We start from the raw sequence: 20,905 nt of genomic DNA on the forward strand, positions 1-20,905 counted from the left end.
TATTAAAAGTGCAATAAAAAGAAGCCGTCTCAAAACTAATTGAAACGGCTTTTTTTATGCTTTGCTTTTGGACAGCTATTCGATAATGACTGTCAAACTCTCAACTCCAAGATAGGTCAAAAAGAATATGGAGTCTATTCCCTTTTATTCGTTGAGGTCTTTTAATTTGTCCTCAAATTTACTGTGGAACATATTGTAAAAAGTGTCCACTATACGCATGTCCTTATCCACCACAATGATTTTGTAAACCGTGTTGAGCACCAAGGTTTGTTTAGCGTTAAACGGGTCTTTGAACTGGTATTCGCTGTCAACAGGAAACTTAAATTCATCTAAGGTTCGTTTCCAATATTTCTTATCGTTATCATTGATATTTATCGCAATAAAATTGATATTGGGATATTTCTTCTTTAAATCTCGTATTTTATAATGACTGTTTTTGTAATGTATTTTCAAGTTTGAAGACCAAAAATAAATGACGGTTGGTTGTGTGATCAAATCACTGAATGTGTGAAGCTCGTTATTATAATTGACCAATTTTACATCAGGAATAACCATTCCTGGCTTCAATTGGTTAATGGCGCTGTACAGTCTTTCTATATAAACTTTATCGTCTTCATTAGTGGTCTTTTGAAGATAGGAAGCAATGATTTGTTTCACCGCACTGGTATCTTCGCACATTGAAATAAAATCACGTGCCGTATTTTTCAATAATTTATTTTTAATGGTATCATTAGTGATCCGCTCGTTCATTAAGTTTAGCTTTTCTAAATTATAAACTACTGAATTTCTGTTGAAGACGGCATCTTCAGGAGCGTTGGCATAAAACTCAGCCAATGCCATGTTGTTGAAGTGAGAGTACAAAAATCGATTGTATATAAAAAAATCGCCCAACGAACCTATATTATAATCGATATCCTTTCTATAATCATAGAAACCTGGAGGTAAATTCTTGTAGTCTTTAAGATTTTTATAGCCATAATAGGCAAATGGATACATTTCCTTGGCGCTATAGTAGCTATAATTGACGCTTGTTTCGGCAACTTTATCAAAAAGAGGAGATAATTTTCTTTTCTCTGAGAACTCAGCGAGTCCATTTAATCGCTCCGTTCGCGAAGAATCAATATAATTTTCAAATTTCTCAGGTTCCATTTGAGAGATATTGATAAAATTGGCTTGATCTGCTTCATTTTCGAGGAAAATTTTGATCAAAAAATTATTCTTTCTTGCTCCATCACCTGTGAAGACCAAAGATTCATCAAAATCAATAGTGTTCAATCGTAACATCACACTATCTTTTGGTTCTAAAAGCACCATTTGATATTGGCCACCGTGAATAAAAGTGTAGAGACCTGATTTTAAAGGGTTTAGTTTGGTAAAAAATCGATTGTCCTTATTTAGGAAAAGAGTGTCAGAGTTTTCCACTTGAGAATTTGGAGAGAATAACAAGACATAATCATTGGTTGGATTGATAATCTCACCTCCAAAATAAGCAGATCTATCAGCCTCATTAGCATCTTTTTTGCAACTGAAAAGTGTTGACAAAAGTATCAATGAAATCGTATAAATTCTCATAAACTAAGGGATTACTGGAGCTGGTTGGAATATAAACAAAAATAAAACTTGTTTGTGCATCAAGCTGTTAAGGCGCTGTTAAATGTTTAGTCATCTATGGGTTTCAATGTCGTATATGCACCATGGACACTGGTGTTTTAATAAAACCTGAGGACCTAACAGACCATTTAAATATAGGTGTTTAAGTTTCATAAAATGATAGGTTTTATCTACTTTTGCAGCAAATTTAATTCACATAAAATGTTATCAGTTTCTAATCTTTCGGTTCAATTTGGCAAACGTGTCCTATTCGATGAAGTAAATGTCAGCTTTAATCAAGGCAATTGCTACGGTATTATAGGTGCGAATGGCGCTGGAAAGTCGACGTTCCTGAAAATCTTGGCAGGAAAAATGGATCCTACTTCTGGTCATGTCCATTTGGAACCTGGAAAACGAATGTCGGTTTTAGAACAGGATCATAACTTGTATGATGAGCATACGGTTTTGGAAACTATCATCATGGGAAATAAGCCATTATATAGTTTAAAATCCCAAATTGATGCCCTTTATGCTGACTACACAGATGAAAACGCAGATAAAATAGGTGAGCTTCAAGTTCAGTTTGAAGAAATGAACGGATGGAATGCTGATAGTGATGCTGCGGCAATGTTATCAAATTTGGGCATTAAGGAGGAATTTCATTATACCCTAATGAAAGACTTGGATGGAAAACAAAAGGTGCGTGTTTTGTTGGCTCAGGCTTTATTCGGCAATCCTGACGTGTTGATTATGGATGAGCCTACCAACGACTTGGATTACGAAACCATCTCTTGGTTGGAGAACTTTTTGGCAAATTATGAGAATTGTGTGATTGTAGTATCCCACGATAGACACTTTTTAGATTCTGTTTGTACCCATATTTCTGATATTGATTTTGGCAAGATCAACCATTATTCGGGGAACTATACATTTTGGTATGAATCTTCCCAGTTGGCGGCAAGACAACGTTCGCAGCAAAACAAAAAGGCTGAAGATAAAAAGAAGGAACTTGAGGAATTTATACGTCGTTTTTCTGCAAACGTTGCAAAATCCAAGCAAGCCACAAGTAGAAAAAAGATGATCGAGAAATTGAACATATCCGATATCAAACCTTCAAGTCGTCGGTATCCGGCAATTATATTTGAACGTGATAGAGAGGCTGGCGACCAAATTTTGAATGTTAACGGACTTGCGGCATCATTGGATGGAGAAGTATTGTTCCAAAATGTGGACATCAATCTGGCAAAGGGAGATAAAGTAGTGGTGTATTCGAAAGATTCACGGGCTACAACAGCATTTTATCAGATTCTCAATGGCAAGATAAAAGCTGATAAGGGGACCTATAGTTGGGGAATTACAACCACACAATCCTATTTACCCTTAGATAATAGTGAGTTTTTTGACAATAAATTAACGCTTGTAGATTGGTTGCGCCAATGGGCAACTACGGAAGAAGAGCGCGAGGAAGTTTACATTAGAGGATTTTTGGGAAAAATGATTTTTAGTGGCGAAGAGGCATTAAAAACAGCAGATGTGCTTTCTGGTGGAGAGAAAGTACGATGTATGCTCAGTAGAATGATGATGATGAGGGCCAACGTTTTAATGTTGGATGAGCCAACTAACCATTTGGACCTCGAAAGTATTACAGCGTTCAATAACTCTCTCTCAAATTTTAAGGGCACTGTCTTATTTACGACCCATGATCACGAGTTTGCACAAACTGTTGGAAATCGAATCATTGAGCTTACTCCTAATGGTGTGATTGACCGTTACATGACCTTTGATGAGTATATGGACGACAAGAAAATTAAAGAGCATAGAGATAAAATGTATGCAGTAAATGCATAAATGGACCACAATAAGAAAAACCCTGAATCACTTCAGGGTTTTTCTATATTTCCAATTCAGCTTTTACGGCTTCTACGATGGGAATCGCATGATCTAATTCTTCTTTAGATACATAAAGTTCTTGAAACCCTTGAAAAGAAGAGCCAAAACCTGCCATCCTTGCAGATTCAGATTCATCCTTCACAATGGCGGTGATGCCAACACTGTCTAATCGGTCCACCACCAATTGAACTATAATGAAGGTCCCTGAGAAAATTCTCACATATTCATTGTCTATCATAATTTCTAATATTAGCAATTAAGATACAAAAAAAAACATCATAAACGACCTCTTCGATGAAGGTGTTTTTAAATGAATGTGGGCTTAAATTTAGATAATGGGAAACGGGCAGTAAGCCCAATTGGGTAGGGCGCCAAGACCATCATTGTCACATGCAACCAACTTGTATATTCGAATTCTTAAGGAGAAGATGATCGATAAAGTTAAAAAGAAATGGTTATAGTATAAAAAACCACTTCAATTGAAGTGGCTTTAAATGTCAACATTTTATTACTGTTTGATTAATTTTTTAATCAATGTGGTATCAGGTCCAAATAAATTCACGAAATACATCCCATTTGGTAAATAGGATACGTCGATCTGACCCGATAGTTCAGATGTTCTCAAAACCAACTTTCCATTGACATCATAGATTTTGAGGTGTTGGATTTTATCCTTCCATCCAATGATCGAGAGATGTGTATGGGCAGGGTTTGGAGCCAACTGAATTTCATTTGATAGTTGGTTGTCTATTATCGACAAGACGGTGTCTTGGACATCACCTGTAAGAACTGTATTGGAAGTGGTTAAATTTCCGTCACAACCACCTTCAGAAATGATTATGTTTTCAACCCAAGTTCCTAATGTTAAGCTAGGTGGGTTGGGCGTAGATGCGCTAGTGTTAGTAAACATTAAATAAGGGTCAACAAAATCGCCATTACCACTGTCAGCGATAAATTCCCAACGGTTATTACTATCGTTCCAGGATAATCTAAATTCGCATGACCCTAAAGCGCCACAACTATTATCACCAATTATAGGTGTTGTTTCAAAGATGTGCCTACCGGTTTCGTCTGTGCCAACATTATTAAATGTGTAATCTTGATCTTCAAATAATGGATGACAACCATTAAAAGTTATTTGAGAAAACCCAAGGTAGGAGAGTAGCAAAAAAGGTAGTACTATGTATTTTTTATTCATATGATGAGGCTTTTAATTAACATTCAAGTTGCAGATTAGTTTCGAGAAGGATAAATTCCTTCTAATGCAATAATAAAAGTTACTGTTAGATACGGTTGCATATTGTTTACAGGCTGATTATTCCCAGTATTGCCTATCATATTGGAATTCATCGTGGTGGTTGTGCCATCCCCAATATACTCTTTGTCCAATAGTTTTGTGTTTGCGGGATAATTATTTGTTGGAGAAGGACTATCTCCTTCCAGATCCACAGCATTTACGGCATGATTATGTGCTGGTAAATTAGCGACCGTAAGACTGTTTGTGACTGTACCTCCTTTTTCACCTTGTGTATAGGTTGGTAATCCTGGTCCATTACCATGAAACATTGGAACGCGGCCTCTTAAATCTGGAAGCGCGAACGTGGTGCGACCATCTCCACCATACATCGTGCCTAATAAGGAAAACAAAGCGGTGTTTTGTGAGATTGGCAATAATTGCCCTTCACATTTCGCCCAACCTCTTGGGGCAAAATTTCCTGCAAACATTCTTATTTCTCCTAAAAACGGTTCTTGTGCGTTGGTGGTGTTACTAAAGCTTAAGCATAGCAATAGACATAAAATTGTAATTGTTCTGTTCATAATATTTGGTTTTTGTATTTATAGCGAACAATTTAAGTTATAAAAATAAAAAAAGAGTACTAAACAGCACTCTTTTTTCTATATCTAACTATTATTTTTTATTTGTTTAATTGTCTATCGAGCCCATTACACGAGACATAAAACTATTGAGTGCTTCCTTGTTGGGAGTACCCTCTTTGATCATTTTATTCACCTCCAATGCTCCATACATATTAGATAGGAGTTCTCCAATAACATCTAATTCTTCATCTTTTAAGGAAGGTACCTCAGTAAGACTTTCCAATGTTTCAATGGTTTCTATAACAAAATCTTCGTCATTGTCCTCAATAAATTGAGTAAGGTGTCTAATTACTGGTAACTTCATTGACTAATTCTTTTAAAACTTCATATTTGTTGGTTTGAACTTGGTTGACGAAAGTTCCATCCTTGAAAATGGCAAAAGTTGGTAAGTTATCTACCGTGGCTAGCTTTCTTGACTCTGGAAACTTTTCCGCATCAGCCATGACGAAGGTCATATTATCATTTTCCGTCGCCAATTTTTTAAATTTAGGTTTCATAATTCTACAATTACCACACCAACTTGCCGAATATTGAACAACTACGGTCTCATTATCTGATACGAGTTGTTTTAAATTATCTTGATCTAATTCTTTTACCATGATTTTAAATTTTATAATTAATGAAACTTCCTGTCCATCGACAGGAAGTTCGGTTCCTTGTCAATTCTAACTACAATTGACTGTAATCTGTTTTATAAATGTTGTCTCTTGGACACCCCCTTAATTTGAAAGGGTTTTCAAGTATTCAGCAGTAGCTTTAGGTGTCGCTTGCATAGCGTCTTTACCTTCTTCCCAGTTTGCTGGACATACTTCACCTTTTTCTTGGACGTGCGTGTATGCATCAATCAATCGAAGATATTCCTTGACGTTTCTTCCTAAGGGCATATGATTGATACTTTCATGAACAACCGTTCCTTCCTCATCAATGATATAGGTTGCCCTGTAAGTTACATTGTCACCCTCAACAGTAACAACACCAGTATCTTCATTATAAGTTTCATTAGTAATATCGAGAATACCTAAGGTAGATGCTAGATTTCTGTTAGAGTCAGCTAAAATTGGGTAGGTCACCCCTTCAATTCCACCGTTGTCTTTTGATGTGTTTAACCATGCGAAGTGAACTTCGGCAGTATCACAAGAAGCGCCAATAACGATTGTATTGCGTTTTTCAAATTCGGCTAAATCAGCCTGGAATGCATGCAATTCCGTTGGACAAACAAAAGTGAAATCTTTTGGATACCAGAATAAAAGTACTTTTTTATTGTTTTTTGTTGCTTCTTCTAAAACGTTTAGGCCGAAAGTATCGCCCATTTCATTCATTGCGTTTACAGTTAAATTTGGAAATTTTTTTCCTACAAATGCCATAGTCTATAATTTAAGATTAATATTATTTTTCAATTACAAAACTATAGAATAGTTAGGGCATTAACTATAGCTGTTGATTATATTAAATTATATTACCATAAATTTTATGAATAACTACTTGCGAGTGGGGAATAGATTAAAAATGGTTTGGAATTTCAATTTTTAAAACTGATCATACCGTTAGAAAAGCCATAGGGCAAACAAAACTATGGGTTTACAGTAGAAAGTTGTCTGATTTTTATTCGGAATGCCGCAAACAATAAGGTCATAAATGGACTTAACCAATTAAATACAGCATAGCCAGCGTAATGAAAGGTGTCAACACCCAAAACGCCACTGTGATACGCCCCACAGGTATTCCAAGGTACCAAAACTGAGGTAACCGTACCACTGTCTTCAAGGGTTCTAGAAAGATTTTCAGGGGCCAATCCTTTGTCTTTATAGGCTTGTGCATACATTTTACCAGGGACGACAATGGCCAAATACTGGTCACTTGCGGTAAGATTGAGTGCTAAACAACTGGCCACTGTACTTGCAAAAAGGCCGAATGTGGTGTGGAATAATTTTAAAAGAGCCTTGCTAATTGCGGCGAGAGCGCCAATGGCATCCATAATACCCCCAAATACCATCGCACAGAGAATCAGCCAAACAGTGTTTAGCATGCTCGACATGCCACCAGATGTGAAGAGGCCCTTCAAGGCTTCATTTTCTGTCGGAATTGCAGTATCAATAGTAATGGCATCCATGAGGCCTTTATAACCTGTTGTAAAATTTAAAGAAGTACCGCCGCCAACGGCCGCAACTATATTTGGTTGAAATAGCAGCGCGGCTAGTCCGCCCAATAGTGTTCCTGCCAAAAGAGCTACCAATGGAGGTGTTTTTTTTATGATTAAAATAATGACTACGGCAGGAACCAAAAATAGCCAGGGGCTTACATTTATTGCCGAATTGAGTGCCGTTAATATTCCTTCGGTATTCGCTGACCCGGTAGTATCAATATTTAAACCGATTACAACAAAGACTATTAAAGTTATGACTAATGTAGGTATTGTGGTATAGAGCATATATCTGATGTGCGTAAACAGATCTGTTCCAGCCATGGCTGGAGCTAGGTTAGTGGTATCGCTCATTGGTGAGATTTTATCCCCAAAATATGCTCCGGAAAGGATTGCGCCAGCTGTCATGCCAAGTGAAACATCTAAAGCTTGGGCAATGCCAATAAGTGCGATGCCGACAGTTGCTGATGTGGTCCAACTACTTCCTGTAGCAACAGAAATGATGGCGCAAATGATTACGCAAGCAGCCAAAAATATAGTTGGGTTCAAGACTTGGAGTCCGTAGTAGATCATCGTTGGAATAATGCCACTGATCAGCCATGTACCCGCAAGAGCTCCTACCATGAGAAGAATGATAATAGCGGTTGCTGTAGACTTAATGTTTTCAGAGACCTCTTCTAACATTTGTTCGAAGGTAACTTTATTAAAGATACCAACAATTGCTGCAACGGCACCTCCCAATAATAATACAAATTGATTAGAGCCACTCAAAGCATCTCCGCCATACATGTATACGTTATAAGCCAACATAGCCACCAGAGCAAAGACAGGAATTAAAGCCTCCCAGATATTTAGTTCTTTGTTTTCAACGATGGAATCATTCTGAGGGTCACTTGGTTTGATGTCTTGGCTCTGCATAAGGAAGATGTCGGTTAAATGTTATAGTACGTAATGTTACGATTTTCGACAAACCTATGCAAATCAATTTGGATGGCTGATTTATATGGTTAGGTGATAGCGAATCGAAAGGGTTTGTTTTTCAATTACATATCTCTCATGTCACTACTGCGCAGATTGGCCTTCCTGTTCTGACTGTAACACTCATTTTTTGGGCCTCTCTGATATTTCGCGATCATTAGTTTGAACGAAATTCTGTTTTTGGAATGTATCATATGACGCTTTTAAGTAACAGTGGCTTCCCTTTATTCCAAAATCTTCAGTTCCTTCATACATTCCTTCATCATGGCATAAGTTCTTTCAATATCGGCATCCAATCCAATCGAAAAACGGATCAAGCCATCACTAAGGCCCATCGCTTTTTGTTCATTCTCAGGAATTTCAGAAGAGGTCGAGCTTCCAGGAGCAGAGAATAAAGTCTTATAAAATCCAAGACTTACCGCAAGATAGCCCAGGTTTCGCTTCTGCATCAATTCCATTAATGCGTTTGCCTTATCCAACGAGCCCACGTCAAGAGTGAACATGCCTCCAAAGCCGTATTTTTTATTCATCATAGTTTTGAATAAGTCGTGGGATGGATGTGATGCCAAGCCAGGGTATACCGTTTTCAAACCGTCTTTTTCAAGATTTTCTGCCAAAAACATGCCATTCAGGCTGTGTTGTTGCATTCGGATGTGTAGCGTCCTTATATTTTTCAAAATAGAGGCAGCTCTTAAACTGTCCATGGTGGGCCCCAATAACATGCAGGCACCATCATTAACATTCCTAAGATCATCGATAAACTCTTGGGTGCCACAAATCACACCTCCAACTGAGTCACTGGAGCCGTTGATGAATTTGGTCAAGCTATGGATGACGACATCCGCTCCCAACTGCGCTGGTGAAATGGACAAAGGAGAAAAGGTATTGTCAACCACGAGTTTTAAATTGTGTTTTTTAGCCAATTTTGCCAATCCGGCAATGTCAGCAACCTCCAATAACGGATTGCTTACCGATTCGCAATACAGCACTTTTGTTTTTGGTGTGATGGCTGCTTCAACCATATCTAATTTTGTGATGTCAACAAATGAGGTCTCTATGTTGAAACGAGGTGTGAAATTCTTTAAAAACGCGTAGGTGCCACCATAGATCGTGCGACTTGAAACAATATGGTCGCCCGCACCACAAAGCTGCATTAAAACGGACGTAATGGCACCCATACCAGAAGCCGTTACATTAGCTGTTTGGGTACCTTCCATCGCAGCTAGGGCTTGACCTAAATAAAGATTGGAGGGTGTAGAGTGACGTGAATATAAATAGCAACCATCAGCATTACCCTCAAAGGTGTCAAACATGGTCTTTGCGGAAAGGAATGTGTAGGTTGAAGAGTCGGAAATTGAAGGGTTAACCCCTCCAAATTCCCCAAAGTATTGTAAATCTTGTATGTTATTTGCCGGTTTAAATGCCATTATATGATTTTTTTTAAAGTTTTAATAGATTCAAATATCTTCAATTTTAGAAGATTTATCAATATTTATTATGATATTTAGATTTTCTATCTAAATAATTCTTGTTTGGTAGATTTTTATAAATCGTTTTATACATTTGTTTTATTTCAACTGAAAAATTTTCTTTTATGAATTTTGATGCCATTGATAAAAAACTTCTCAAGCTTCTACAGACCAATAGCAAGCGGACCAATAAAGAGCTCTCCAATATACTTAACCTGTCAGTAACAGCGGTATATGAACGCATTAGAAAACTGGAAAAGGAAGGTGTTATTTCAAATTACGTGGCTTTAGTTCAAAAAGAAAAAGCGAACAAAAATTTTGTGGCATTTTGCCACGTCAAACTTGTTCAACACACTCAAGATTATATCATTAAGTTTGAAAAAGAGGTTGCAAATCTTGCAGAAGTGATGGAATGTCACCATATTAGTGGTGATTATGATTATCTCTTAAAGGTCATTGTTTCAGATATGGAAGACTTTAGAGAGTTTATGGTCAGCAAGTTAACATCCATCAACCATATTGGTAGTACACACAGTATGTTTGTGATCAATGAGGTCAAACATACTACTGCAATAACTATTTGATTCAAATGCATTCAGTTACCTACAAGCTCACTGAATTTTTCTTGATTTTTATAATCTTGCCTGTAAGTTTTGCCTTAAATTATCCGTTTATAATCAAAGCATTCCTTGCGGTTATTGGATTTGCATATGTGATTTATATCTTATTAAAGGTGGAGGGTAACAAATTCAGAATTGCTCCAAATCTACAATGGAAATTATTTTGGAAGCATGTATTTTTTAAACTGTTGATTATTGCTTTTCTAACGGTTGGATACATGTTGCTCACCGCTAAATCAGATCTGTTTCATGTGCTTTATCGAAAGCCCGATCTTTGGGTTCTCTTTTTGTTTGCCTATGCTATGTTCTCAGTTTATCCCCAAGAATTAATTTACCGCACCTTATATTTTCAACGGTATGCTTGTCTTTTTAAAAGCAAGTCACTTTTTATTTTTGTCAATGCCATAGTGTTTTCGTTGGCACATTTGTTTTACAGAAATTCTTTGGTCATCTTAATGACTTTTTTGGGAGGCATTCTATTCGCTCTGACTTATTACAAAACGAAATCAACACTTTTAGTCTCTATTGAGCATGCCATATATGGATGTTGGCTGTTTACGGTCGGAATGGGGCAAATGCTTGGATTTCCTGATTGAGTGTTACGGTTTAAAACTTAAAATTCAAGATTGATAAAATCGCGGGTCGTAATTCGGAAAAGGTCAATCAAAATCGTATTTTTGTACTCAATTTTAACAAACATCAAAAAACAATTTTATGAATTCATATGATGTAGCCATTATCGGCTCTGGCCCTGGAGGATATGTAGCAGCAATCCGTTGTGCACAATTAGGCATGAAAACTGCAATTATAGAAAAATATGCGACTCTTGGTGGCACCTGCCTTAACGTTGGTTGTATTCCCAGTAAAGCCCTATTAGATTCTTCTCATCATTATGAAGATGCCGTTAAGCATTTTGAAGAACATGGTATTGATATTCCTGGCGATATAAAAGTAAACCTCGAACAAATGATTTCCCGCAAACAAGCGGTGGTTGATCAAACCACTGGCGGCATCGATTTCTTGATGAAGAAAAACAAAATTGATGTTTATCAAGGTTTGGGATCTTTTAAGGATGCAACCCATATTGTTATTAAAGGAGAAAAAACGGAAGAGATTGAAGCGAAGCACACTATTATTGCCACAGGCAGTAAGCCATCCAATCTGCCTTTTGTTGATCTGGATAAGGAGCGCATCGTAACCTCTACCGAAGCATTGAAGCTTAAAGAAATTCCAAAGCATTTGATTGTCATTGGAGGCGGCGCAATTGGCTTAGAACTTGGACAAGTATATAGAAGATTGGGTGCGGAGGTTACTGTCATTGAGTACATGGATCGTATTATCCCTACTATGGATGCTGGATTGTCAAGAGAGTTGAATAAGGTATTAAAGAAAGCCAAATTCAGTATCAATGTATCGCACAAGGTAAAATCTGTTGAACGCAAAGGTGATGAGGTTATTGTAAAGGCAGATAATAAAAAGGGAGAGGAAGTTGAGTTTACGGGCGATTATTGCCTGGTTTCAGTAGGTCGTCGTCCTTATACGGATGGATTGAATGCTGAAGCAGCAGGTGTCAAACTGACGGATAGAGGTCAAGTTGAAGTCAATGAGCATTTACAAACCAACGTTAAAAATATTTATGCTATTGGCGACGTAGTAAAAGGAGCGATGCTCGCGCACAAAGCTGAGGAGGAAGGCGTTTTTGTAGCGGAAACCTTGGCTGGACAAAAGCCACATATCAACTATAATTTAATTCCTGGTGTGGTTTATACTTGGCCAGAAGTGGCCGCTGTTGGAAAAACAGAAGAAGAATTAAAAGAGGCGGGAGTGGAATATAAAGTAGGACAGTTTCCAATGCGCGCTTTGGGTAGAAGTAGAGCAAGTATGGACTTGGACGGGTTTGTTAAGGTCCTTGCTGATAAAGAAACCGATGAAATTCTTGGAGTTCATATGATTGGAGCCCGTGCGGCCGATATGATTGCTGAGGCTGTTGTTGGGATGGAATTTAGAGCGTCTGCCGAAGATATTTCACGTATTTCCCATGCACATCCAACTTATACAGAAGCACTTAAAGAGGCTGCATTGGCTGCTACTGATGATAGGGCATTACATATTTAAGTATAGGATAACCAAATGGATGATAAAGAGAAAGCGAATGCAGATGCATTCGTTTTTTTTATTTATACTTCTTGAAGTAAATCTATAATCCGAAGTTTTTTAGTGTAATCAGTTTCATTGACGTCTCTGATCAGGCAATAGGCGTTTACTGCTCTTTCTTTTACCTTTTTGAAGAGCTCTTTCGTGGTACAAGGACCATATTCCTTAGAATGTTGAATATAGTAGAATTCATGCTCCGCGATAAGTTCTGATGCTTTTTTTAGGTACTTTTCTTTCAGATATTTTTGAACGTCGTCTTTATTGTTTATTGAAGCCTTATAATTGGTGGCATTTATAAAAAAAGAATAATCCTCTGATGCCTTCTGGTTCAAGACCAGTACATCCTTATCTTTATAAAACGCCTTGATCAACACAATCCCATCTTCAGTGGTAATGGACAGGAAATTGGAATTTATAAAACTCCATCTTGTTTTCGTGACTTTATCATTCTCAGAAATGACCAATTCATTATTTGGTTTAAAAACGTACATTGCCTTGGCATCTTCAATGCCATTGATCAAAACCCATTCCTGGTTGATAAACTGATTGTCGTGATGCAATGTGTAATCAAAAGGCTCTAAGTTTGGGACAATATTATATAAATAATTTCTCAAGGCGATAAATTGAAAAGGTTAACTAAATCATCTAAATCTTATTTAATTTTATTAAAGCTACATTTTATTTTTCAAATCCCATCATTTGAACGATTTAGGGAAGTTTTTTTAGATGAAATGTAAATATCAAGTTGTTTGACATACTCAAAAGTCGTTTTGGGAAATGAAAAAGGGCGAAACTGAATGGTTCCGCCCTTTGCGATGAATAAGATGATAGTGCTTGAACGACATGGCTTCCAAAACCTCAAACAGGTTCAAACTGCCGGTCTGTTGCCTGGATCGTAAATTAATTATTGGGACACTTTGTCAACGACAATTCGATCTTCTCGATTAGCCAGTTTCCATGCGGTGTAAAACACTAATTTTGCTCTGTTTTCCAACAAATCATATTCAATTTTGTCTGGTGTGTCGGTTGGTCTATGGTAGTCATCATGCGTACCGTTAAAGTAGAATATAACCGGAATATTGTTCTTTGCAAAATTGTAATGATCTGATCTGAAATAAAAACGGTTTGGGTCGTTATCATCATTGAAAGTATAATCCAAAGTGATGTTTGTGTATTTATTATTGGCTTCCTCAGAAATGTTGTGAAGGTCTGTACTCAATTTGTCAGAACCAATTAAATACACATAATTTCTATCACCTTCACGTTTAGGATCCGTTCTTCCAATCATATCGATGTTAAGATTGGCAACGGTGTTTTCCAATGGGAAAACAGGATCCACATCGGTATAATAACTTGAGCCTAAAAGTCCTTTTTCTTCTCCCGTAACGTGTAAGAACAGGATAGACCGCTTTGGTCCATGGCCCGCATTTTGGGCTAGCTTGAACGCTTCTGCGATTTCCAAAAGAGCTACGGTTCCTGAGCCATCATCATCTGCACCGTTGTATATTTCGCCATCTTTAATGCCTTCGTGATCTAAATGAGCAGAAAGCACTATAACTTCGTCTGGTTTTTCAGATCCCTTTATAAATGCCAATACATTTTCAGAATTCACATCTTCAGAATGGCTGGTCACTTTAATTTCTAAATTGGTTGCAATGTTCTTTGACGTTTTATTTGTTTCAATATCATTTAAGAGTGCCTTTCCTAACTTGTCACTGATTAAAATCTGAATCATTGCATCTTGCTTGTCTTTTAGGGCAATACGACCATCACGACCAGATCTTGCAGCAGCCTGCATAAAGTTAGAGACCATCTTTAAGTATGCTTCATCCATCACCAATAAAACCTTGGCCCCTTTGGTTTTGGCCACTTCTCTTTTTGATGAAAGTGCCTGTCTTCCTACTGACCATTTTGTATCTTCCTTGGAACCAGTAGTCACATAAGTGCCATCTTCATTTTTAGGTTCCCCCGATTTGATCAAAACAATTTTATCTTTTACATCCAAACCTGTATAACTTGAATAGTTTTCAGATTCAATCCCATAGCCAGCATATACAATATCAGACGCGGTTATGGTCTGGGAGGAAGCGGCACCGGCAGTCACAAAATCAGCATAGTTTTCAAATTTGACGCCGTTGACTGTGATATCAGTTTCTGGAGACTTTTGATTGATCAAAGGCACCTCCTGAAAGTAATCACCTTCCGAGATAGGTGAAGGAATTCCTAGCGCAACGTATTGTTCCTTTAGAAATTCGACCGCCATTTTTTGACCTTTTGAACCCGTATCACGACCTTCAAATTCATCTGAAGCAAAGGTGTATAATAATTCCTTTAGCTCATCAGAAGTAATGGTATTGCCATATACCGTAGGATCAACTGAAACAATTGTTTCGGTCTTTATGACCTGTTGTTGGCTTGTTCCGCAAGCAAAAAGGCTCAGTGCAATACTTGCAATAATAAATGACTTTTTCATTAAAATGTAGATTATATGTAAGTGAAATGCGATAATACGAAAATCGCAAGAATTTAAGTTTTAATCCTCAATTCATTTAACAAACTTTAACAATGTGCCATGGGATTATTTTTGAATTTGAAGAGATGTTGCCAGTATGGTTTTTTAGGCACTTATTTTTATTAGATCTGATCTCAATTATTTTTTGATTTTATCGACTTCAAGTCGTTCATCGCAATTGGCAAGATACCATGCGGTTGAAAAAATAAGTTGTGTTCGCTTTTGCAATAATGGATAGTTGATTTTGTCTGGCGTATCTGAAGGCTGGTGGTAATCTTCGTGTTCACCATTAAAATAAAATATGACCGGAATATTTCTATGGGCAAAATTATAATGGTCCGATCGGTAATAATAACGGTTGGAGTCATCTTCAGCATTATATTTGTAGTCCAATATTAACTTTGAGAATTGGTTGTTTGCTGCTTCAGATATATAGTGCAGTTTTGTGCTCAATCTATCCGCACCAATAATATAAATGTAATTTTCTTGTTGCTTTTCTTCATGGATTCGGTCAACACGTCCAATCATGTCAATGTTCAAATTGGCTACAGTGTTATCCAAGGCATAAATGGGGTGTTTTACATAGTAATTGGAGCCTAAAAGCCCAGACTCTTCTGATGTCAAATGCAAAAAAAGAATGCTTCGTTTAGGTCCATATCCATCTTTTTTGGCCAGTGCAAAAGCCTGAGCCATTTCCATAACGGCAGCTGTACCTGAGGCATTGTCATCTGCGCCAAAATAGGTCTTATCCGTGAGGGTACCGAGATGGTCTAAGTGTGCAGAGATTATTATGACTTCTTCAGGATGTTCTGAACCTTCAATATAGGCAACAACATTTTGGGTGCTTGGACTGCTCTTTGAAAAATACGATTTTGGAATTCTTTGATAGTAATTATCAAAACCCAGAGGGGAGGGGATATCATTGTCCACATAAAAGTCCTTGAGGAAATTTGAAGCTCTGTGAAACCCTATTTTACCTGCTTCCCTACCTTCAAAATCTTCTGAAGATAAAGTGTATACATGAGAGCTTAATTCTTGTGGTGTAATGGTACGACTGTATTTTATGATGGTTTCTGGATCCTCAAAAACAATGCTTTCTTTTAGGTTTTCAATTTTTTGGGTGTATCTGATATTCGCACAAGAACCAACAAGTGTTAGTGCAGAGGCGATGAGGAGAGCTTTCATTTATAAAAGATTAATTAGCAGCCAAATAAAACAAAAAAAAAGGGAATATAGAAGTCTTCTCCCTTTTTTATGACGTGTTTCAATGGTTTGTTTTTGTGAATTTATTGGTCTTCCAAGTCCTGAATATCTTGAAAGTCTTCGGTTTCCAGTTCGGTTGTGCCATCATCAATATCCACATTGTCAATATCCAACTGTTCCAAAATTTCTTTCGAATCCTCAATAGAGGCCTCTTCCTTTAATTCCAATTCCTCAAGGTTTCCTACTTCGGCCGTGTTAAAAATCGATTTGTAGGTGGTTAAAACCAACGATATAATCGTCAATAAAAAGATCAATTGCACGGTCTTTTTTGGCATTTGTTTTCGTTTTGAAATATAAAAGGCCGCAAAGCCGAAAATTAAGGCGGATAGGGCAGGTAGATAGGCAAATTGTGACAAAGGGGTCACGGCCATGACCAAAGCTAAAATCGATGCGATAAGTCCTAAAACAATAAAAAGTTGTCTCATAGTTTAATTTTTTAATCCGGTTGCTGATTTAATTTTAAGTTCGCCGTTGCCCACCGGGATTTTAAATTTTGCATATACTGGGACTTTGTTGGCATCAGCTGTAAGGTATAATAGGTTGTCATTTGAACCGCCTTTTAGTATATCCTTGTTGTTAAGGGATAATGCCAGTTTATAGCATTCCTTTTTGCCAATGGCAGTGGCAATGGTCTCCTTGCTTATATATTTAACATTGATAACCATTTCTTCGTTATCAAAAATAACCTTAAAACTTTTAACATCGCCAATCTTGGCTTTATGAAGGTCCAAATTTCGGATATGATAGATGGTTGATACGATATCTTTGGTACCGCTATTAATTTTAAGCGTAGCAGTCTTATCAAAAATTTCACCTTTGTCATTTTTTTTACGCATTAAGCTTTTGACCGAATTGGTTTTATGGCTGAAAGTGTATTGCATGAATTTATAGTAGCTCCCTTCATTGATGTCTCTTTTATATAAATATGGGGTTAAACTCGTTGGACTGACATAACTTTCGTAAAGGTCTCGAATCTTGAAAAAACCATCCCATTTGGAATAGGTGGCTGCTGTACACTTTAAATGTAAAAGTGTCGCATTGGATGTTTTGACCTGGCCAGTTTCCATATTTACTTGTGCAATTTCAGTCATTAATCCAGACATGTTATAAGAGGCTGTAAAGCTTAACTTTTCTCCCACGGCAATGGTATTGTTTTGCGCAAATAACACTGGGCTGAAATTCAAAACTATAATAAAAAGCAATTGTTTCATGTCTAAAAATTAGATGCTAAAGATATTTATATAATCATAAATAAATCCTGTTTTATTAATAAGGTTTTGAGCGAATTTATGCTATAGCCCAACAGTAATGGGAATTGTTAAATAAATCCCAATGTGGCATACGCATTAAGGTTTAGTGCTTTTGAGATATCCAATGGGAAGTAATAAATGTAATTTTATGGTAGAACTAATAATAACTTTAAAATTTCAATATTATGAACTCAGATCAATTTGAAGGTAAATGGAAACAAATTAAAGGTGAATTTAAAAAGAAATATGGAAAAATCACCAATGATGAATACACCGAAGCCGAAGGAAACTTCGATAAGTTAGCCGGAAAAGTGCAAGAACGCTACGGTAAATCAAAAGAAGAATTAAAAAAGGAAATCGATAATTGGTAGGATGCCATTATTGATTCAAAGAAAAGTTCTCAAGCCTATTGTTTGAGAACTTTTCTATTTTATAGGGTTTTGTGCGGAATTTTTTGGAAGCCGGTTACAATTTGTTGACAATTTTTAGCTTGACGAAATCAGGTTCAAGTGATGGCGGATTTGTTTGACAATGCACTAAAATACCTTATGAAAACATTCCGAATAGGGCATAGCAATCACGATACCTTTTTAGCATGATTATTTAAACCCAATAAATGACCAATATCATAGTTACTGTTTTAGGTATAGTGTATCTTGGTCAATAAAACAAATATCATCATGTACATAACATTAGACCAAAAGGCCAGCAAATCGATTCTTAAAAACGAGTATTTAGGACATTTATCCTATATCTATCAAAATAGACCGTTCGTTGTTCCCATTACTTATTACTACGATGCCGAAAGGAATGTTATCATTTGTTATTCGGCTGAAGGTCACAAAATGAACGCAATGCGTAAAAACAATGAAGTAGCACTAAACATTGTGGATGTTGATCATCTCACCAAGTGGAAATCCGTAATGGTCCATGGTAAATTTGAGCAACTCTTTGGTAGTGACGCAAAGTCTTATCTTCACGTTTTTTCATTGGGAATCAAAACGCTTATTGCCGAGAAGGAATTGATCGAGTTGAGTTTTATCAGTGAGTTTTCAAGTAAGGCCATCAACGAGAACATCCCAATGATTTTCATCATAAAAATTGAAGAAATTACTGGTAAGATGAGAAAGGGCTAAGCTGCGCGGTAATTGTCGTATTCTTGGACAAAATCAGAGATATGCTTTTAAAAATTAAAGTCAACAGATTTATAGATTTTAATTAATTTAAGAGTACAACAGTTTTGTAAAAAAGTAAGATATAAAATTGGTGCAAACTTTATTATAAAAAAAAGGACTTTCAATCGAAGTCCTTTTTTTATGTGTGGTAATTTTAAATCTGAACAGGCTATATCGAATTACTTCATGATCCGCGTCAGATGGAAAAATTTCTTGTAACTCTCAGGGATTGTATTGATATCCAAAAGTGAATTAGGTTCCATATACGGATAGATCTCGTCATAAGTTTTGACATCGTAAAGACCTACTCTTTTACTGATATGGTTCCGGGTCAATTCGCTCGGATCATTTAAACCGGCCGCCGCAACGAGTTCTAAAAAGCTGTGTATTGTCGCCTCATGATATCTTTTGGCTCTAGGCCATTTATCCTCAACTACCAATCCCTTTACCAAGGATGGATTTTGCGTTGCAACGCCTGTTGGACAGGTGTTCAAGTTACATTGCAAAGCTTGGATACATCCTACGGCCAACATCATTGCTCTTGCACTATTGCAGCCGTCCGCACCCAGAGCGATGGCTCTGGCCATATGGAATCCTGTAATGATTTTTCCGGCTACAATAAGTTTGATTTCCTCTCTTAATCCAAAACCTACCAAGGTGTCATGAACAAAAATAAGACCTTCACGAAGCGGCATTCCCATTGAGTTCGAGAATTCTACCGGAGCAGCACCTGTACCACCTTCGCCACCGTCAATAGTGATGAAATCGGGAGTTATACCTGTATAAATCATTGCCTCACAAAAATCCATAAATTCTTGTTTTCTCCCTAAACATAATTTGAATCCAATCGGCTTTCCGTCACTTAAATCTCTAAGGCGCTTGATGAAATGCATAAACTGGATAGGATCTGAAAACGCGGTATGCGAAGGTGGCGAATGAACAGAAATACCAGGTTTTACGTGTCTTATTCGGGCAATCTCTTCGGTATTTTTTGCAGCGGGCAATATACCACCATGGCCTGGTTTTGCTCCTTGTGATAATTTTATCTCAATCATTTTTACCTGAGGCCTCGTCGCATTCTCCCTAAAAGTAACATCATTAAAAGAGCCGTCATCATTGCGACATCCAAAATAGCCTGTTCCAATTTGCCAGATGAGGTCGCCACCATGCTCCAAATGATAATCACTAATTCCTCCTTCACCGGTATTATGGGCAAAATTACCCATTTTGGCACCTTTATTCATGGCTAGGACGGCATTCTTGCTCAAAGAACCAAAACTCATGGCCGAAATATTCAATAAGCTTGAAGAATAAGGTTGTTTGCACTCTTTTCCTCCAATGAGTAATCTTGGAAACTCTCCGATTTCTTTTGGGTTTTGTTTTGCATACATGGAGTGTTCCAGCCATTCGTAACCTGAATGGTATATGTCCATTTGGGTTCCGAAAGGCTCGGTGTCGGTTTGGCCTTTGGCCCGGCGATAAATTAATGATCTTAGGATACGATTCAATGGTCTTCCTTCGGTATCGGTCTCAACAAAATACTGCATGATTTCCGGACGGATGGACTCGAGCATATATCGGGCACGACCAATTAAAGGAAAATTTCTACGGATGGTATGACTCTTTTGAAAGATGTCAAAAACACCCAATATTATTAATGGGAGTATGATAACAAAAGCCCATAAAATTGGGCCCCAAAATAGAGCAATTCCAACGATTGCCACTACTACAATAATCGAAATTAAAATAAATTTTTCGCGAACTTTCATCTCTTAAATGGATTTAAAATGCAAATATACTATTACAAAATTGGATTGCATACTAAATCGAAATAGTTTAAATAAATTTCTGTATTATTTAATTCAATTGACGCAAAAGACTTAAAAAAGTTCCATTATTTTGCTCATTTTTTTAAGTTTTTTATTTGAAATTGGTTACCTTTTGAATGCGATATAGTGGCTTTGTTTGGGTGTTTTAGCCTTACCA

21 protein-coding genes are annotated in these 20,905 nt (G+C 37.0%); 6 read left to right on the forward strand and 15 right to left on the reverse strand.

Annotation, left to right across the window (positions count from 1 at the left end; genetic code table 11):
- Positions 1-144: 144 nt before the first annotated feature.
- Positions 145-1,572 carry a redoxin domain-containing protein gene (locus G6N06_RS11220; protein WP_163516841.1) on the reverse strand — a complete coding sequence of 476 codons (1,428 nt, stop codon included), beginning with the start codon at positions 1,570-1,572 and terminating at the stop codon, positions 145-147.
- 240 nt (positions 1,573-1,812) lie between these two features.
- On the opposite strand from G6N06_RS11220, the gene G6N06_RS11225 reads away from it, so the two are divergent.
- A complete protein-coding gene (locus G6N06_RS11225) occupies positions 1,813-3,438 on the forward strand; it encodes an ABC-F family ATP-binding cassette domain-containing protein (protein WP_163516842.1) in 1,626 nt (541 codons plus the stop codon).
- A 43-nt stretch (positions 3,439-3,481) separates the two neighbouring features.
- Here G6N06_RS11225 and G6N06_RS11230 read toward each other — a convergent pair whose 3' ends face one another.
- The 8 genes from G6N06_RS11230 to G6N06_RS11265 form a co-directional block, all read right to left on the reverse strand.
- Positions 3,482-3,718 (reverse strand): DUF2007 domain-containing protein, encoded by a 237-nt coding sequence (locus G6N06_RS11230; protein ID WP_240338046.1) that lies wholly within the window; start codon positions 3,716-3,718, stop codon positions 3,482-3,484.
- Between the two features lie 270 nt (positions 3,719-3,988).
- Positions 3,989-4,678: a T9SS type A sorting domain-containing protein gene (locus G6N06_RS11235; protein WP_163516843.1), complete on the reverse strand. Its 690-nt coding sequence runs from the start codon at positions 4,676-4,678 to the stop codon at positions 3,989-3,991.
- 35 nt (positions 4,679-4,713) lie between these two features.
- Positions 4,714-5,298, reverse strand: coding sequence for a phage tail protein (locus G6N06_RS11240; protein ID WP_308469754.1), 585 nt, complete (start codon positions 5,296-5,298; stop codon positions 4,714-4,716).
- A gap of 106 nt (positions 5,299-5,404) precedes the next feature.
- The gene (locus G6N06_RS11245) at positions 5,405-5,662 is read right to left on the reverse strand and encodes a DUF6952 family protein (protein ID WP_163516844.1); all 258 of its coding nucleotides are present in this window, start codon (positions 5,660-5,662) and stop codon (positions 5,405-5,407) included.
- Entirely contained in the window at positions 5,643-5,957 is a 315-nt protein-coding gene (locus G6N06_RS11250; protein WP_163516845.1) for a thioredoxin family protein, read from the reverse strand. The genes G6N06_RS11245 and G6N06_RS11250 overlap by 20 nt, the downstream gene beginning before the upstream one ends.
- Before the next feature lie 120 nt (positions 5,958-6,077).
- Positions 6,078-6,722, reverse strand: coding sequence for a peroxiredoxin (locus G6N06_RS11255; RefSeq protein WP_163516846.1), 645 nt, complete (start codon positions 6,720-6,722; stop codon positions 6,078-6,080).
- A gap of 206 nt (positions 6,723-6,928) precedes the next feature.
- Positions 6,929-8,416 (reverse strand): Na+/H+ antiporter NhaC, encoded by a 1,488-nt coding sequence (gene nhaC / locus G6N06_RS11260; RefSeq protein ID WP_163516847.1) that lies wholly within the window; start codon positions 8,414-8,416, stop codon positions 6,929-6,931.
- A gap of 284 nt (positions 8,417-8,700) precedes the next feature.
- Entirely contained in the window at positions 8,701-9,903 is a 1,203-nt protein-coding gene (locus G6N06_RS11265; RefSeq protein WP_163516848.1) for an aminotransferase class I/II-fold pyridoxal phosphate-dependent enzyme, read from the reverse strand.
- Between the two features lie 167 nt (positions 9,904-10,070).
- Here G6N06_RS11265 and G6N06_RS11270 point away from each other — a divergent pair, with 167 nt between their 5' ends.
- From G6N06_RS11270 to lpdA, 3 genes are all read left to right on the forward strand, one after another.
- A complete protein-coding gene (locus G6N06_RS11270; RefSeq protein ID WP_163516849.1) occupies positions 10,071-10,529 on the forward strand; it encodes an Lrp/AsnC family transcriptional regulator in 459 nt (152 codons plus the stop codon).
- Between the two features lie 5 nt (positions 10,530-10,534).
- Positions 10,535-11,161 (forward strand): CPBP family intramembrane glutamic endopeptidase, encoded by a 627-nt coding sequence (locus tag G6N06_RS11275; protein WP_163516850.1) that lies wholly within the window; start codon positions 10,535-10,537, stop codon positions 11,159-11,161.
- A 118-nt stretch (positions 11,162-11,279) separates the two neighbouring features.
- The gene (gene lpdA / locus G6N06_RS11280; RefSeq protein WP_163516851.1) at positions 11,280-12,680 is read left to right on the forward strand and encodes a dihydrolipoyl dehydrogenase; all 1,401 of its coding nucleotides are present in this window, start codon (positions 11,280-11,282) and stop codon (positions 12,678-12,680) included.
- A gap of 62 nt (positions 12,681-12,742) precedes the next feature.
- On the opposite strand, the gene G6N06_RS11285 is transcribed toward lpdA, so the two are convergent.
- From G6N06_RS11285 to G6N06_RS11305, 5 genes are all read right to left on the reverse strand, one after another.
- Positions 12,743-13,333 carry a hypothetical protein gene (locus G6N06_RS11285; RefSeq protein ID WP_163516852.1) on the reverse strand — a complete coding sequence of 197 codons (591 nt, stop codon included), beginning with the start codon at positions 13,331-13,333 and terminating at the stop codon, positions 12,743-12,745.
- A 290-nt stretch (positions 13,334-13,623) separates the two neighbouring features.
- Positions 13,624-15,192 carry a M28 family metallopeptidase gene (locus tag G6N06_RS11290; RefSeq protein WP_163516853.1) on the reverse strand — a complete coding sequence of 523 codons (1,569 nt, stop codon included), beginning with the start codon at positions 15,190-15,192 and terminating at the stop codon, positions 13,624-13,626.
- A 177-nt stretch (positions 15,193-15,369) separates the two neighbouring features.
- Positions 15,370-16,416: a M28 family metallopeptidase gene (locus G6N06_RS11295; protein ID WP_163516854.1), complete on the reverse strand. Its 1,047-nt coding sequence runs from the start codon at positions 16,414-16,416 to the stop codon at positions 15,370-15,372.
- A 101-nt stretch (positions 16,417-16,517) separates the two neighbouring features.
- Positions 16,518-16,919 carry an FUSC family protein gene (locus G6N06_RS11300; protein ID WP_205334762.1) on the reverse strand — a complete coding sequence of 134 codons (402 nt, stop codon included), beginning with the start codon at positions 16,917-16,919 and terminating at the stop codon, positions 16,518-16,520.
- 3 nt (positions 16,920-16,922) lie between these two features.
- A complete protein-coding gene (locus tag G6N06_RS11305; protein WP_163516855.1) occupies positions 16,923-17,705 on the reverse strand; it encodes a DUF3108 domain-containing protein in 783 nt (260 codons plus the stop codon).
- 224 nt (positions 17,706-17,929) lie between these two features.
- Between G6N06_RS11305 and G6N06_RS11310 the strand changes: the two genes are divergently transcribed.
- Entirely contained in the window at positions 17,930-18,115 is a 186-nt protein-coding gene (locus G6N06_RS11310) for a CsbD family protein (protein ID WP_163516856.1), read from the forward strand.
- Between the two features lie 309 nt (positions 18,116-18,424).
- Complete coding sequence (locus G6N06_RS11315; RefSeq protein ID WP_163516857.1) at positions 18,425-18,880, forward strand: pyridoxamine 5'-phosphate oxidase family protein; 456 nt, start codon at positions 18,425-18,427, stop codon at positions 18,878-18,880.
- Positions 18,881-19,098: 218 nt separating this feature from the next.
- Here G6N06_RS11315 and G6N06_RS11320 read toward each other — a convergent pair whose 3' ends face one another.
- Complete coding sequence (locus G6N06_RS11320) at positions 19,099-20,688, reverse strand: FMN-binding glutamate synthase family protein (protein WP_163516858.1); 1,590 nt, start codon at positions 20,686-20,688, stop codon at positions 19,099-19,101.
- Positions 20,689-20,905 lie beyond the last annotated feature (217 nt).

It is taken from the genome of Gelidibacter japonicus (assembly GCF_010725055.1).
Taxonomy (GTDB): domain Bacteria; phylum Bacteroidota; class Bacteroidia; order Flavobacteriales; family Flavobacteriaceae; genus Gelidibacter; species Gelidibacter japonicus.

Bases quoted from the DNA above. Each gene is read 5' to 3' on its own strand.
- G6N06_RS11305 (WP_163516855.1), bottom strand. From the start codon at position 17,705: ATGAAACAATTGCTTTTTATTATAGTTTTGAATTTCAGCCCAGTGTTA.
- G6N06_RS11295 (WP_163516854.1), bottom strand. From the start codon at position 16,416: ATGAAAGCTCTCCTCATCGCCTCTGCACTAACACTTGTTGGTTCTTGT.
- G6N06_RS11300 (WP_205334762.1), bottom strand. From the start codon at position 16,919: ATGAGACAACTTTTTATTGTTTTAGGACTTATCGCATCGATTTTAGCT.
- G6N06_RS11315 (WP_163516857.1), top strand. From the start codon at position 18,425: ATGTACATAACATTAGACCAAAAGGCCAGCAAATCGATTCTTAAAAAC.
- G6N06_RS11275 (WP_163516850.1), top strand. From the start codon at position 10,535: ATGCATTCAGTTACCTACAAGCTCACTGAATTTTTCTTGATTTTTATA.
- G6N06_RS11255 (WP_163516846.1), bottom strand. From the start codon at position 6,722: ATGGCATTTGTAGGAAAAAAATTTCCAAATTTAACTGTAAACGCAATG.
- G6N06_RS11310 (WP_163516856.1), top strand. From the start codon at position 17,930: ATGAACTCAGATCAATTTGAAGGTAAATGGAAACAAATTAAAGGTGAA.
- nhaC (WP_163516847.1), bottom strand. From the start codon at position 8,416: ATGCAGAGCCAAGACATCAAACCAAGTGACCCTCAGAATGATTCCATC.
- G6N06_RS11235 (WP_163516843.1), bottom strand. From the start codon at position 4,678: ATGAATAAAAAATACATAGTACTACCTTTTTTGCTACTCTCCTACCTT.
- G6N06_RS11290 (WP_163516853.1), bottom strand. From the start codon at position 15,192: ATGAAAAAGTCATTTATTATTGCAAGTATTGCACTGAGCCTTTTTGCT.
- G6N06_RS11220 (WP_163516841.1), bottom strand. From the start codon at position 1,572: ATGAGAATTTATACGATTTCATTGATACTTTTGTCAACACTTTTCAGT.
- G6N06_RS11230 (WP_240338046.1), bottom strand. From the start codon at position 3,718: ATGATAGACAATGAATATGTGAGAATTTTCTCAGGGACCTTCATTATA.
- G6N06_RS11240 (WP_308469754.1), bottom strand. From the start codon at position 5,298: ATGAACAGAACAATTACAATTTTATGTCTATTGCTATGCTTAAGCTTT.
- G6N06_RS11250 (WP_163516845.1), bottom strand. From the start codon at position 5,957: ATGGTAAAAGAATTAGATCAAGATAATTTAAAACAACTCGTATCAGAT.
- G6N06_RS11225 (WP_163516842.1), top strand. From the start codon at position 1,813: ATGTTATCAGTTTCTAATCTTTCGGTTCAATTTGGCAAACGTGTCCTA.
- G6N06_RS11270 (WP_163516849.1), top strand. From the start codon at position 10,071: ATGAATTTTGATGCCATTGATAAAAAACTTCTCAAGCTTCTACAGACC.
- G6N06_RS11320 (WP_163516858.1), bottom strand. From the start codon at position 20,688: ATGAAAGTTCGCGAAAAATTTATTTTAATTTCGATTATTGTAGTAGTG.
- lpdA (WP_163516851.1), top strand. From the start codon at position 11,280: ATGAATTCATATGATGTAGCCATTATCGGCTCTGGCCCTGGAGGATAT.
- G6N06_RS11265 (WP_163516848.1), bottom strand. From the start codon at position 9,903: ATGGCATTTAAACCGGCAAATAACATACAAGATTTACAATACTTTGGG.
- G6N06_RS11245 (WP_163516844.1), bottom strand. From the start codon at position 5,662: ATGAAGTTACCAGTAATTAGACACCTTACTCAATTTATTGAGGACAAT.